Below are 13,496 nucleotides of genomic sequence, written 5' to 3'. Positions count from 1 at the left end.
AAAATACATAATTATGAAAGATAGTACATTATATATAATCGGGAATGGCTTCGACCTATTTCACGGTTTAAAATCCTCCTACAAAGATTATTCTGAATTTGCAAAGATAAATACGCCGAATGTTGAAGAGTTTTTGGAAGTATACTTTCCCCCAAAAAACAAAGACGATTGGTGGTCTCATTTTGAAGAAAATTTTGAGAATTTTGATGCGAGGCAATTTTATGATAACCATGATAACGTTTCTGAAAGATTTATGGAACAGGAACATCCACAGTGGAGCGATTATTTTGGAGTATTAGACGAAATTAATGAAGAGTCTGAGAAAATGCGTCTTGGAATAAAACAATCATTTAGGGACTGGATTAATGAAATATCTGAAACCGAAATAGAACGAAAAAATATGCATTTTGAAAAAAATGCTCTCTTTTTGTCTTTTAACTATACCCCTACACTTGAAAAATTTTACAATATTCCAAAAGTTTTTCATATACATGGATATATAGGCGATGACAATGAGGAAAATCTTGTTTTTGGTCATGGAGTGGAAGTTTCAGAAGGTGAAACATCTGAACTAGATGAAAATGGAGAAAACAATAGAACTCCCAGTTATGATGCAGAAGCAGCTTCTCATGCTCTTTTTTATAAATTTCAAAAGCCAGTGAAGAATATTATTGACGAAAACCAAAGTTTTTTTGATTCTTTAAAATATATAGAAAAGGTAGTTGTGCTAGGACATTCTCTTAATGAAATAGATATGCCATATATTTGTAAAATTAGAGATTCTATTTCAGATAGTTCTAGTTGGATAATAGTCTGTTATACTGACGATGATAGACAGCGTGCAAAAACAGTAATGGGAAATATAGGAGTTGCTGCAGACTCACGTAAGTTGTTGTCTTGGGAAGAATATGAGAAAGGCTTGTTTTAACGAATATAGAATCAATAAATTATAGTTTTATGAATCAAAATATCGAATACGAGAAGTTTACACAAGAAATATATCAGGAGTTAAGCAATGCTCGTGGTATTACAACCAACGTTGAACACAATGTCAAGCTCACTGGTAAATCAGGACAAAAACATCAAATAGATGTATACTGGGAATATAAAATAGCTGGTGTTCAGTACAAAGTAGCCATCGAATGTAAAAATTATAACCGTAAGCTCTCTGTTGATAAAGTAAATGCATTTCGTGGTGTATTGGCTGACCTTATTGATGTTAAAGGAATTATGATAACCCCAAAAGGCTACCAAGCTGGAGCAAAAAAAATAGCAGATTCATGCGGAATTAATCTAAAAGAATTAAGAACTCCTAGTGAAGAAGATGATTGCATAGTAGCAGAAATAAATCTTAGTTTCGGCATATCTCTTACCCAACGTCTTTTTTCACTTGATAATGATTGGGCAAAAGCAAATAATATAAATTGGCTATCATATAGAAATTTCATTGCCCATTTTTCGCAACGAGGTGATGATTGGGGAGAAGATTATCTTCCTTTAGATACCGCTGAAGATGACATTCTTGATGAAAAAGGTAATATTATTACGACTTTTGATAAATTAGAAAGTGAACTTCCTCAAAAAACAGCACAGGTATTTGATTTTAAGAACGCTTATGTTATTACCTGTAATTGGGGAAAAGTAAAAATAAAAACGGTCAAATTTATTAATAGCAAGACACATAAACAGACATTAATAACTCTTGATGCGAGGAGTATAACAAAAGCAATACTCAAGGATGCATTAAGTGGTGAAATAATGTTTTTTTCTAAGGAAGCTAAAAAATAAAAGGGGGATTACTACCTCTTTATGCTTTTTGTAAAATGGTTGGGTCAGTTGAAATCTTCTTAATAAAATCTCTCTCTATTATATAAGCGTCCATTTTATTAGCATCAAACGGTTTAAGTAAAGAAGTAACATCCGCTTTCTGTAAGTCAGAATCCAGCCATTTTTCTTCGTCCTCTTTAGATAGGATAGCCGGCATCCGATGTTTCGTATTATGGATATAATCGGTCAAAGGGTTGGCGTCAGTGGTAATAATAGAGAATGTATCATATTCTTCTCCTGTCTCTTTGTCTAGCCAACGATCGTAAATACCTGCCATCGAAAAGATTGGTTCATCTTTCAGATAGATGTAATAAGGAATCTTATTGTTTCCTCCATGTCTCCATTCAAAGTATCCGGTTGATGGCACAATGCACCGTTTCTTCATAATTGGTTCCCGGAATGAAGGTTTCTCAAATATGGTATCCGCACGTGCATTTAGAGTCATTCGGCGGATATCATCTGCATTGGCTTCATCTTTCGTCCAAAATGGTATTAATCCCCAATTGAACACCTGAATCTCGTCACTCTTTGTAATTATAGGATATTTCGGAAAATTGAAAGCATTCACATGGTACTGTTCGTTTAGCATATCTTGATATATTTCAACGATATCTGATTTACGACCGTACCGGGCTGCTAATTTGATAGCCTTAGCACTCATACTATTGTGAAAACACATATTATAGGCAATTAATGTTTATAATCTGACTGATGTCAGTAGTATAACGCCCGGAGAGTTGTTCTTGTTTAAGTTTCCAGTCTCTCCCCGTTCCTTGGATTGCTAATTTAACGAGTTGACTGTGTTCACCGTTAATCTTATCTATTGCCTGTTGAAGTCTTTCCCGCTTTTCACGATCCACTGAATCAAAAAGTCCAAGCTGGGCACCTTCGGTTATTTCAGTGATGATAACCCCGGCTTTCTTATACTGATAACCTTGCATGAATATTGTCTTTAATCCAGCTAGCGCATAATGTACTATCTCTTGAGTGTCATTTGTTGGTACCGGAAGCTGTATTACTGTATTCTTCCAGTATTGTGGTAAATCTTCTCGGAAGTTATTCGTATGAATGAATACCATCAGAGACATTGCATAAGATTTTTGTTTCCGGAGTTTTCTTGCACAAGTAGAGGCATGAGTAGCAATAGCTTCAACCATCGTGTCTATATCAGTGAGCATTTTGCCAAATGAGCGACTAGTGCAAATTTGCTTCTTGGCCGGTGGAGCTGATTCCATATCAATACATGATATACCGCGAAGTTCTTTCCATGTACGTTCTCCTACAACAGTCATATTCTTGCGTACCCATGCACCGGAAAGCAGCGTAAAGTCGTATGCTGTTTTCACTCCTTGCTTTTCGAGCTTTGCTGCTTGTCTACGTCCGATTCCCCACACATCACCGATATTCGTCAGTTGTAGGGCTTTGATTCGTTTATCTTCAGTGTCTATAATGCATAGCCGATTATATGCGGGATATTTCTTTGCGAACTTATTAGCTACCTTTGCAAGCGTCTTGGTAGGGGCAATACCTAAACTAACAGGAATGCCTGTCCCACGTGTTACCTGGTTTACTATTTTTGTTCCAAGTGATTGAATATATTGAATGCCGTCAAGGTTGATAAACGCTTCGTCGATAGAATAAACTTCCAGTTCGGGTACTAATCCTGCTAAAATAGACATCACTCGTCCGGACATATCACCATACAGCGTATAATTGCTACTGAATACGGCAACTCCGTGACTGCTTACTAAATCCTTAATCTGATAAACAGGTACTCCCATTTTGATACCTAGTAATTTAGATTCATTACTTCGTGCAATAACACACCCATCATTGTTACTAAGTACGACGACAGGCTTCCCATTAAGCAACGGGTTAAATACCCGCTCACAGGAAGCGTAGAAGTTATTGCAGTCCATCAATCCGAACATTATCTTTTCCTCCGATTCTTTTTAATTGTATAAGTTACTATTCCCCACACCATAAACTCATTATCTCTTGTTACCTTAATCAAGGGATAATCAGGATTGGAGGGAACCAACCAAGCTGCATCAGGTTCTAATCTTACTCTTTTGACAGTAAATTCCCCGTCTATAAAGCACACGGCAAGATCATCATCCAGTAATTCAAGTGACTTGTCAATTACAAGTATATCACCTTCTTCTATTCCCTCATCCTTCATTGAATCTCCGACTACGCGTCCGTAAAATGTGCTAGCCGGATGTCGAATAAGTTCTTTATTCAAGTCTATAGCCTGTTCCAAATAGTCTTGTGCTGGTGAAGGAAAACCGGCCTTTATACCTTCATCTGCAAATTTAAGCGGCAGATTGCTGGATATATCTATTTTATGTATTTCTATTTGTTTTTTCATAACTCTGCTTCTTTTCATTAAGAACAAAAGAGGTCAGGGTTTGCTCACTAAAGATACTCGTTTTTAATTATAAATAGTTTTTTCCCAGTCATCCAGCACAGTTACATCCCACCGAGGAAGATCCGGATTAATATAGGTTACTGACCTGCCATACACAGAGAAACTCTTCCCGAGAAACTCACTAATAGCTTCATCTTCTCCTTTTTGAAGACAGATATTCATAAAGATATGCATTTCATCCCAGTTGGTTGGCCCAATAAACAAAGATTCAATGAACCGACCTTTAACTGGAGCCCCGACAACCTGGTCTTTTATTCGCTCAATGAGAGCAATTGCTTCTTCAAATGTCATATAGATTATTTTCCAGCAAATATAAGAAAAAGGTTCGGTTATCCTTTCATCATCATGATATCCGCTCTCATCTCTATATAGTCCTTATATTTGTCCGGGTTGTTCACATAGTCAATTACTCTGTTTATGGCTATTTCTGCTTGCTTTTGCTTTACCTTCGTATAATATCGGATGATTCCTCGATTCTTGTCCGAATGACCGAGACAATAATCTATCACTCCGTCTGGTATGCCAAGTTCAGAGGCGAATTGCGCAAAAGTCTTACGGGCAGAATAAAAGCACAATGTCTGTTTAATCCCTAAGTGCTCTTTTAGTTCCCTCATGCAAAGATTGATATATTTTTGCAAATTAGAATAGGTATAAGAATACCCCAAATCCAAAAATCCCCTTTTATTTATGTACTTACTGATAATTGCTTTCGCTTCACTATGTATAGGTATCGTTATGACTGATTTTCCAGTCTTAGCATGAACAGTCTTGATTCTTTCAAAAGAAAGTATATCCACCGACAAATCGACTGATAATAAATCTTTCAGATTGATACCGCACAAATAGAAAGAGAGTAGAAACATATCCCTACCTAAATTCAATCGTTTTCCTTCGACTTCCGTTCTTTGTATTTTCTGAAATTCTTCTATTGAAAGATCGCACTCTTTAGGTTCTGCTGTTGGTATTTTCGTGTACGCAAATGGATGTACATCCGTTTTCAGAACACCTGATTTTATCAACTCGTTTATCCGGGCTTTCAGATGGGTTAATCTCAATCCGATGTTTCCATTAGCATAGCCTTTCTTTATCATCCACTTTTTAAAATGCTCTACCAATAAAGTATTAATTGCAGGAATAGGTACATCTCCTTCCGCATTAGTAAACACCCGTACAGTCTCCTCATTCATTTTTGCATAGCTTTCCCTCCCCTCTTCCCTAATTTCATTTATGCGCTGTTTCCAGAACTCCAGAAACGAAATATGTGAAGGGCGTTCCTTGGACATTATAATCCGCTTTATCTGAATTGCAGAAAAATAGTCTATACATTCAATAGAATTAAATTTCTCTTTGTATTGTGAAAACACAAATTCAAGCCTTTTATTCATGACGTTCGCATCCTTCCGGTAAGCGACTTTACCGTTATCGAATTCTGCAATATCATCTAACAGAAACTCTGTTTTGATGTAGGCGCGTTCTTTCTTTTGGGAGATGCAGACTAAGATGGGAAGCCTGCCATCATGTTCCTTAATAGAACTTAAAATTGTTAATCTGATTGTTGCCATAGTCGAATAATCAAAACACAATTCTACTATACAATTTTGTGCAAATATATACGCAGATTTATGTTTTTTTATTCGGAATTGAATTTTTAGAAAAGAGAAACGCTGATTAAAGAACTAATAATCAGCGTTTTATTTGAGAGCCGCTAGCCAGACTTGAACTGGCGACCTACGCGTTACGAATGCGTTGCTCTACCAACTGAGCTATAGCGGCGTTTGTCTCTCGTTTACGGCGTGCAAAATTACAGCTTTATTTGAGAAAACAAAAAGAATCCGATTATTTTTTGAGCTTAATTTTTAAATCAACTTTTGTTGACGTAATCTAAAACTTTTCTTTGTGCTCAAATTTCCCGTCCTCGGTATAATATTTCCATGTACCTTTCGGTTTATTATTTGCATACTTTCCACGAAGTTTCAATGTACCATCTTCATAATATTCACGGTAACGACCATGACGTTTCCCTTCTTTTACTTCCGCTTCACTCTTCAACGCTCCTTCCGGGTAAAACTCCCGCAAAACATTCCCTTCAAACTTTTCGACATAGAAGCGTTTCAATTCGCTCATCTGCTCTTTTTCGGTTTCAGCATCTTCATTCATTTCCTTATCATCTTCATCAGTAGCAATAGCAACGGTAACCTCTTCCGGTTGATATGGGCTATAATCCATCACATACTGCAAAGAAGCCGACTGATCCTCTCCTATAATCTGCATAGTCCAGTAAGGGAATGAATACAAAACGTCTTTGTTTGATTGTATTTCATTCCATGTGGCAGGATTCATCATCGGTTTCAACTGGGAATAAAACTTGCGCACATCTGTATATAAGAAAATAGTAGAACTTGATTTTAAATATGACAGTGCATTTTCAAAACCCGGATTATTTTTCAATAAATTCTTCTGCTCGTAATCTTCTACAAAAGAAAGTAAAGAAGCTGCTTTATTACTAAAAACGACATAATCGTCAACATAAGTATAGTATGGCTTCTCAAATTTATCAAATAGCTTTCCAAAGAACAAGCGGAAAAAGCCTTTCATCTCGACATAATTAATCTCGAAATCCTTATAATTAGCAGTCTTAATCTTAACCGGAGTACGTCGCTTTATCTTCTTTTCAATGAATTCCATGTTCTTACGGGCATCTTTAATACTTTTAGCCCTGATAGCCAGAATCAGTTCGGGATCATGCCCTAACAAACCAGGTTCGGATTGGGTAATAGCAAACTCTCCTGACATCCAACTCAAAAAGTTTTCTTCTAAAGATATACCGAATAACCCTTCTATCTTTTTCCGGGAACTTTGATAAGAATCATACAGCTGTTTATTATGAACCGACAGCGCATTCTCCAGTTCCTTTACAAAGGTCACCGGACTATTGAAACCTATATTCGTATAAAGAGCTGTCCGCCCGGACAGAATCTCATGTGCTTTCATTTTATGTTTTCCCGAATTCAACAAAGCAGTGACATAAGGATCGGCAGAATCTTTTTTCAACGTATATCCTTTCACCTCCATCCGCTCCTTATTCGTATTTAAATAAAGTCCGGCAAAATTCATGGAATTGCTAAACAGATCAATGTACTCATTTCTTGTACCTAAATAAATAGACATAAATTGAGGTACACGCGCATAATTGACGAAAACCCTGACAAGTCCCTTACCGGAAACCAACTTCTCCGTTTCAATAAAAGACTGATCAAGCCCGATTTTAGGTTTATTACGAGAATCAATAGCCGACTCGACAAGTCCAGATGTATAAGAACCTACCAAATGATTATCAACAAAAGCAATATAGAAAATATCCCTCGTCTCGGGATCGCGCATTTCAAGGATATTAATGCTATTATGCATCCGATTAGTCACAGTAAAACCACTCATAACCAATACGGTTTCAACCTGGTCTTTCAATAAGTCCATCTTTGATGTCTTCTGCATATCCAGGATAAGTAGAAAATCCCAATTAGCGGGACGAGTCTTATGGAGCGAAATAAGCATATCCCGCTCACCAACAAGCGACAATAATACCTTATTGCTTTTGACAACGGAATCCAGCTTCTCCACACTTTGCGTCACCTCCTCAAAAGATTTCGCTTTCTTCAGACATTGCCACGTCTCGCTTCCACTAAACTTCTCCCAATCTTCAATCGGAGCCGATGACTGAATAATAAATGCCGCATCTTCCGGAACCAAATAGATCTGCTGAATATTACGATCAGGCGAGACAAATAAATAAACTACGGAATATACAACATATACCGTCAAAGCCAATGCAGTCACAACTAAAGTTCTCTTCACTATTTTCGAGGTACTTTTTTTCTTCTCCGGGCCTGCATTTTGCTCTCCTTGCCCGCAATTTAATTCATCCATTATTGAATTGTTATAAACTTGAATGGACAAAAATAGTAAAAAAGATGAGATTAATTAGTTAATTCATACTCATTTAGTGAATTAGTTCAATAAACAAGATTTTATAAAAAACAGTATAAAGGAGATATCCTCCCTCCTATTTTTATAAAAAACTATTCTGAATAAAGCATAAACCATTGACTCGTATCGTAAATATGTGCTAACTTTACAGCATGAAAAAGAAATTCCAACTCGAAGTTCCGGGAGGAGCCGATAAAGTCTTACTTCATACCTGTTGTGCTCCTTGTTCATCAGCCATTATTGAATGTATGATGCAACATCACATCACCCCTGTTATCTATTATTGCAATCCTAATATCTATCCGCTGGAAGAGTATATGATAAGAAAAGACGAATGTACACGCTATGCCCAATCATTGGGATTGGAGATAATAGATGCTGATTACGATCATGAAAACTGGCGATGCCATATAGCAGGAATGGAACAGGAACCCGAAAGAGGAGGACGCTGCCTACGTTGCTTTAAACTACGCTTATTGGAGACCGCCCGTTATGCACACGAACATGGCCTTTCCGTAATAACCACAACGCTTGCTTCCAGCCGCTGGAAAAGTCTGGAGCAGATTAATGAAGCTGGGCAATATGCCACCGCTTCATATCCGGATGTCACATACTGGGAACAGAATTGGCGGAAAGGCGGACTTAGCGAACGGCGCATCGCCATCATTAAAGAGTATAACTTCTACAACCAACAATATTGCGGTTGTGAATTCAGCATGAGAAAAGAAGAATAAAACAAACCCGCCATCACCAGCTAACCAATGAATCGAAATAAAAAAGATAAGAACAGAAAGCTATTTAAAAAGAAATCACATTCCAATAACAGATTAGGATGTATCATCGCCATCATTGTGCTCATTCCTATCCTTTTTGGCGTCTACTTATATTGCCAACAGATTAATATCCAGAAAAATAATGAACTGCAAACCGATGCATCCCTTCAAATTCCACTTGGCAAAGATCTGGAGACACCCATATCATTAGTTCCCCGGCAAGAACAAATCATCCGGCATAGCGGATATACCGTATCATATAACAAAGATTTAAAAATACCCAACTGGGTCTCTTACGAACTAACCCGGGAAGAAACCAAAGGAAAAGAAAAAAGAGGCAATCGTTTTATCGCCGACCCATTAGTGACAGGCCCGATTGCAACTAACGCCGACTACACCCGTTCAGGATATGATAAAGGGCACATGGCTCCTGCAGCAGATATGAAATGGAGTCCTGAAGCCATGAAAGAATCATTCTATTTCAGCAATATGTGCCCCCAACACCCCCAGTTAAATAGAAGAGGATGGAAAAATCTGGAAGAAAAAATCCGGAATTGGGCTATAGCAGATAGTGCCATTATTATTATATGTGGACCTATTATTGAAAAACAGCCTAAAACGATTGGGAAAAATAAGGTCGTAGTACCTCAACGGTTTTTCAAAGTAGTCCTATCTCCTTTTGCCAAACCGATACGGGCTATCGGCTTCTTATTCAACAATGAGCAGGCAGTAGAACCTCTATCTTCATATGTAGTCACAGTGGATAGCATCGAGAGCCTGACTAATATGGATTTCTTCGCACCTTTACCCGATGAGATAGAAAACAAAATAGAAGCAAATGCAAATTATTCCCTCTGGCCGAACTAATTAACAACTCGCTTCACTAAGACTAACTTATCTACATACAAATGCTTATTCGTTCCACAGCTGTCATCCTTTAGTTCCACAGTTGTTATCTTTCAGTTCTACAGCTGTGGAACGAAAGAAAAACAATTGTAGAACGAATTAATAATCGCAATACAACCTAATACAATCAGCACATTCAATCTTTAAATATTAGAAAAGTCCGGAGTAATTCATCCTCTTTTCAACGATTCATTATAGAAAGGGATTACACCTATCCAAATTCTTTTTATCTTTGACGAACTTTTTAAATATACCTCAAAAGATGAAGAGAAAAAAGAGAAATATTCTACTATCAATTCTAATCGGAGCATTCCTCCTTTGTGCAATTGCCGGAGGCACCTTTTATTACTATCTGTTTGCTCCTCAATTTCATCCATCTAAAACCGTATATATTTATGTAGACCGGGATGATACAGCCGACTCTATCTATCATAAAATACAAAAAATCGGGCATGTCAATAAGTTCACCGGTTTCCAGTGGATGGCAAAATACAAAGATTTCGATCAGAATATCCATACCGGACGTTATGCCATTCGCCCCAATGACAATGTCTATCACGTATATAGTCGCTTTTCCAGAGGCTATCAGGAAGCGATCAACCTTACCATAGGAAGTGTCCGGACATTAGACCGGTTAGCACGAAGCATTGGAAAACAACTCATGATAGACTCTGCCGAAATCGCCAGCCAGTTATTCGACTCTACTTTCCAGGCTCAAATGGGATACACAACCATAACACTCCCCAGCCTTTTCATACCTGAAACCTATCAGGTATATTGGGACATGAGCGTAGACGACTTCTTTAAACGGATGAAGAATGAGCACGAACGCTTCTGGAACAAAGAACGTCTGGCACAAGCCACCGCCATCGGCATGACACCGGAAGAAGTCAGCACTCTTGCTTCCATCGTTGAAGAAGAAACCAACAACAATGAAGAAAAGCCAATGGTAGCCGGATTGTATATCAATCGTTTACATCAAGATATGCCTTTGCAGGCAGATCCTACCATCAAATTTGCACTACAGGATTTCGGTCTGCGCCGAATCACCAACGAAAATTTAAAAGTCAATTCCCCCTATAACACCTATATAAATACCGGTCTGCCTCCAGGCCCCATCCGTATCCCTTCTAAAAAGGGAATAGACAGCGTATTGAACTATACCAAACATAACTATATCTACATGTGTGCTAAAGAAGATTTTTCCGGAACTCACAACTTTGCATCCAATTATGCCGACCACATGGCAAATGCAAGAAAATACTGGAAAGCCCTGAATGAAAGAAAGATTTTCAAGTAAATTTGTGATAAAACGAACGGAAAAGCCTATCTTTGCCCGATAGATTAACAAACTGTGATCAACACTAAATAAAAGAAATATATATGAGCAAGCAACTCTTACTTGGCGATGAAGCCATTGCACAAGCTGCACTGGATGCCGGACTTTCAGGTGTTTATGCCTATCCTGGTACTCCTTCAACTGAAATTACGGAATATATTCAAATGGCCCCAATAACGACCGAACAGAATATACACAACCGTTGGTGTGCCAATGAAAAAACAGCGATGGAAGCTGCGTTGGGTATGTCATTCGTTGGTAAACGGGCATTAGTTTGTATGAAGCACGTAGGTATGAATGTAGCTGCCGACTGTTTTGTCAACTCTGCCATCACAGGCGTGAAAGGCGGATTGATCGTGATAGCAGCAGACGACCCCAGTATGCACTCTTCGCAGAACGAACAAGACAGCCGTTTCTACGGAGATTTCTCACTGATTCCCATGTACGAACCCAGCAATCAGCAGGAAGCGTATGATATGGTATACAGTGGTTTCGAATTCTCTGAAAAATTGGGCGAACCTATCTTGATGCGTATGGTAACCCGCCTTGCACACTCCCGCTCTGGAGTAGAACGCAAAGCACAAAAACCACAGAATGGCATCTCTTTCAGCGAAGATCCTCGTCAGTTCATCTTGTTACCTGGAAATGCCCGTAAACGCTACAAAGTATTACTTGCGCGCCAAGACGAGTTTATCAAAGCTTCGGAAGAATCACCTTATAATAAATATACAGATGGTCCTAACAAAAAGTTAGGAATTATCGCTTGTGGCATCGGCTACAACTATCTGATGGAAAACTATCCTGAAGGTTGCGAATATCCGGTACTTAAAATCGGCCAGTATCCATTGCCTAAAAAGCAATTACATCAATTGATTGACTCCTGTGACGAAATCCTCGTTCTGGAAGACGGACAACCATTTGTAGAAAAACAATTGAAAGGTTATCTGGGCATCGGCGTTAAAGTAAAAGGACGCTTGGACGGCACTCTGTCACAGGATGGAGAATTAAATCCGGACTCTGTAGCCCGCGCCGTAGGCAAAGAGAATAAATCGGAATTCGGCATTCCTTCTGTCGTAGAAATGCGTCCGCCTGCACTTTGCGAAGGTTGCGGACATCGCGATATGTATATCACACTAACCGAAGTTCTGAAAGAAGAATACCCATCTCATAAAGTATTCAGCGACATCGGCTGTTACACATTAGGCGCGAATGCTCCTTTCAATGCAATCAACTCATGCGTAGACATGGGCGCCTCCATCACGATGGCGAAAGGTGCGGCTGACGGAGGTCTTTTCCCGGCTGTAGCTGTCATCGGAGACTCCACATTCACCCATTCCGGAATGACCGGACTATTAGATTGTGTGAACGAGAATGCCAGTGTAACCATCGTCATCTCCGACAATGAAACTACCGCCATGACAGGCGGACAGGACTCTGCCGGAACCGGACGTATCGAAGCGATCTGTGCAGGTATCGGAGTAGATCCGGCTCATATCCGCGTCGTTACTCCGTTGAAGAAAAACTATGAGGAGATGAAGCAAATCATTCGCGAAGAGATCGAATACCGTGGTGTATCTGTCATTATTCCACGTAGAGAGTGTATCCAGACATTAGCACGCAAAAAAAGAAGTAAGTAAGCCATGAAGAAAGACATTATATTATCAGGAGTCGGTGGACAGGGAATTCTGTCTATTGCTACAGTGATCGGCAAAGCTGCCTTGAAAGAAGGATTATATATGAAACAAGCAGAAGTGCACGGAATGAGCCAACGCGGAGGAGATGTTCAATCCAACCTCCGTATCAGCGACCAGCCGATTGCTTCAGACTTGATCCCATCAGGTAAATGCGACCTTATCATTTCATTGGAACCCATGGAAGGATTGCGCTACCTCCCTTATCTTAGCCCTAACGGTTGGTTAGTGACTAACGAAACTCCGTTTGTCAATATCCCCAATTATCCGGAAGCAGACAAAGTAATGGCAGAAATCAATAAGCTGCCTCACAAAATTGTGTTGAACGTAGACAAAGTAGCCAAAGAAGTAGGCTCCGCCCGCGTTGCCAACATAGTCTTACTGGGAGCAACCATTCCATTCCTTGGCATCGACTACGGAAAAGTACAAGACAGCATCCGTGAAATCTTCCTGCGCAAGGGAGAAGCAATTGTAGAAATGAATCTTAAAGCATTGGCTGCCGGCAAGGAAATTGCAGAAAAGCTAATGTAATAACAGGCATTATC

Annotated in this window: 13 protein-coding genes and 1 tRNA gene; 7 read left to right on the top strand and 7 right to left on the bottom strand. The window is 39.0% G+C overall.

The genetic code is table 11. The features are described from left to right. The first annotated feature begins 13 nt into the window (after positions 1–13). On the top strand, positions 14–928 hold the full coding sequence (locus tag H8796_RS15905) for a bacteriophage abortive infection AbiH family protein (protein WP_182423834.1): 915 nt from the start codon (positions 14–16) through the stop codon (positions 926–928). A gap of 29 nt (positions 929–957) precedes the next feature. Beyond that, positions 958–1,788 (top strand): restriction endonuclease, encoded by an 831-nt coding sequence (locus tag H8796_RS15900; protein WP_118299816.1) that lies wholly within the window; start codon positions 958–960, stop codon positions 1,786–1,788. Positions 1,789–1,807: 19 nt separating this feature from the next. Here H8796_RS15900 and H8796_RS15895 read toward each other — a convergent pair whose 3' ends face one another. The 7 genes from H8796_RS15895 to H8796_RS15865 form a co-directional block, all read right to left on the bottom strand. After that, positions 1,808–2,506: an SOS response-associated peptidase gene (locus tag H8796_RS15895; RefSeq protein ID WP_118299815.1), complete on the bottom strand. Its 699-nt coding sequence runs from the start codon at positions 2,504–2,506 to the stop codon at positions 1,808–1,810. A 1-nt stretch (position 2,507) separates the two neighbouring features. Then, complete coding sequence (locus H8796_RS15890; protein WP_182423833.1) at positions 2,508–3,746, bottom strand: Y-family DNA polymerase; 1,239 nt, start codon at positions 3,744–3,746, stop codon at positions 2,508–2,510. 11 nt (positions 3,747–3,757) lie between these two features. After that, positions 3,758–4,198: a LexA family transcriptional regulator gene (locus tag H8796_RS15885; protein WP_182423832.1), complete on the bottom strand. Its 441-nt coding sequence runs from the start codon at positions 4,196–4,198 to the stop codon at positions 3,758–3,760. A 63-nt stretch (positions 4,199–4,261) separates the two neighbouring features. Continuing rightward, positions 4,262–4,549 carry a hypothetical protein gene (locus tag H8796_RS15880; RefSeq protein ID WP_118299812.1) on the bottom strand — a complete coding sequence of 96 codons (288 nt, stop codon included), beginning with the start codon at positions 4,547–4,549 and terminating at the stop codon, positions 4,262–4,264. A gap of 38 nt (positions 4,550–4,587) precedes the next feature. Continuing rightward, positions 4,588–5,820, bottom strand: a complete 1,233-nt coding sequence (locus H8796_RS15875; RefSeq protein WP_118299811.1) for a phage integrase SAM-like domain-containing protein — start codon at positions 5,818–5,820, stop codon at positions 4,588–4,590. A 138-nt stretch (positions 5,821–5,958) separates the two neighbouring features. Further along, positions 5,959–6,031: transfer RNA gene (locus H8796_RS15870), tRNA-Thr, on the bottom strand. Between the two features lie 108 nt (positions 6,032–6,139). Beyond that, on the bottom strand, positions 6,140–8,182 hold the full coding sequence (locus H8796_RS15865; protein ID WP_117936898.1) for a toxin-antitoxin system YwqK family antitoxin: 2,043 nt from the start codon (positions 8,180–8,182) through the stop codon (positions 6,140–6,142). Between the two features lie 212 nt (positions 8,183–8,394). On the opposite strand from H8796_RS15865, the gene H8796_RS15860 reads away from it, so the two are divergent. The 5 genes from H8796_RS15860 (at position 8,395) to H8796_RS15840 (ending at position 13,482) form a co-directional block, all read left to right on the top strand. After that, on the top strand, positions 8,395–8,976 hold the full coding sequence (locus H8796_RS15860) for an epoxyqueuosine reductase QueH (protein WP_004297549.1): 582 nt from the start codon (positions 8,395–8,397) through the stop codon (positions 8,974–8,976). A gap of 27 nt (positions 8,977–9,003) precedes the next feature. Further along, positions 9,004–9,882, top strand: coding sequence for a DNA/RNA non-specific endonuclease (locus H8796_RS15855; RefSeq protein WP_008999227.1), 879 nt, complete (start codon positions 9,004–9,006; stop codon positions 9,880–9,882). A 301-nt stretch (positions 9,883–10,183) separates the two neighbouring features. Beyond that, the gene (mltG, locus tag H8796_RS15850) at positions 10,184–11,221 is read left to right on the top strand and encodes an endolytic transglycosylase MltG (RefSeq protein ID WP_004319095.1); all 1,038 of its coding nucleotides are present in this window, start codon (positions 10,184–10,186) and stop codon (positions 11,219–11,221) included. 83 nt (positions 11,222–11,304) lie between these two features. Continuing rightward, complete coding sequence (locus H8796_RS15845; protein ID WP_004319097.1) at positions 11,305–12,897, top strand: thiamine pyrophosphate-dependent enzyme; 1,593 nt, start codon at positions 11,305–11,307, stop codon at positions 12,895–12,897. 3 nt (positions 12,898–12,900) lie between these two features. Continuing rightward, complete coding sequence (locus H8796_RS15840) at positions 12,901–13,482, top strand: indolepyruvate oxidoreductase subunit beta (protein WP_004307241.1); 582 nt, start codon at positions 12,901–12,903, stop codon at positions 13,480–13,482. Positions 13,483–13,496 lie beyond the last annotated feature (14 nt).

The sequence above is a fragment of the Bacteroides sp. M10 genome, assembly GCF_014334015.1.
Lineage (GTDB): Bacteria > Bacteroidota > Bacteroidia > Bacteroidales > Bacteroidaceae > Bacteroides > Bacteroides intestinigallinarum.
This window is presented reverse-complemented; position numbering and strand designations above follow the sequence as displayed.

What these genes read in the sequence shown, in the direction of transcription:
- H8796_RS15905 (WP_182423834.1), top strand. Translation starts at nt 14, where the DNA reads ATGAAAGATAGTACATTATATATAATCGGGAATGGCTTCGACCTATTT.
- H8796_RS15900 (WP_118299816.1), top strand. Translation starts at nt 958, where the DNA reads ATGAATCAAAATATCGAATACGAGAAGTTTACACAAGAAATATATCAG.
- H8796_RS15895 (WP_118299815.1), bottom strand. Translation starts at nt 2,506, where the DNA reads ATGTGTTTTCACAATAGTATGAGTGCTAAGGCTATCAAATTAGCAGCC.
- H8796_RS15890 (WP_182423833.1), bottom strand. Translation starts at nt 3,746, where the DNA reads ATGGACTGCAATAACTTCTACGCTTCCTGTGAGCGGGTATTTAACCCG.
- H8796_RS15885 (WP_182423832.1), bottom strand. Translation starts at nt 4,198, where the DNA reads ATGAAAAAACAAATAGAAATACATAAAATAGATATATCCAGCAATCTG.
- H8796_RS15880 (WP_118299812.1), bottom strand. Translation starts at nt 4,549, where the DNA reads ATGACATTTGAAGAAGCAATTGCTCTCATTGAGCGAATAAAAGACCAG.
- H8796_RS15875 (WP_118299811.1), bottom strand. Translation starts at nt 5,820, where the DNA reads ATGGCAACAATCAGATTAACAATTTTAAGTTCTATTAAGGAACATGAT.
- H8796_RS15865 (WP_117936898.1), bottom strand. Translation starts at nt 8,182, where the DNA reads ATGGATGAATTAAATTGCGGGCAAGGAGAGCAAAATGCAGGCCCGGAG.
- H8796_RS15860 (WP_004297549.1), top strand. Translation starts at nt 8,395, where the DNA reads ATGAAAAAGAAATTCCAACTCGAAGTTCCGGGAGGAGCCGATAAAGTC.
- H8796_RS15855 (WP_008999227.1), top strand. Translation starts at nt 9,004, where the DNA reads ATGAATCGAAATAAAAAAGATAAGAACAGAAAGCTATTTAAAAAGAAA.
- mltG (WP_004319095.1), top strand. Translation starts at nt 10,184, where the DNA reads ATGAAGAGAAAAAAGAGAAATATTCTACTATCAATTCTAATCGGAGCA.
- H8796_RS15845 (WP_004319097.1), top strand. Translation starts at nt 11,305, where the DNA reads ATGAGCAAGCAACTCTTACTTGGCGATGAAGCCATTGCACAAGCTGCA.
- H8796_RS15840 (WP_004307241.1), top strand. Translation starts at nt 12,901, where the DNA reads ATGAAGAAAGACATTATATTATCAGGAGTCGGTGGACAGGGAATTCTG.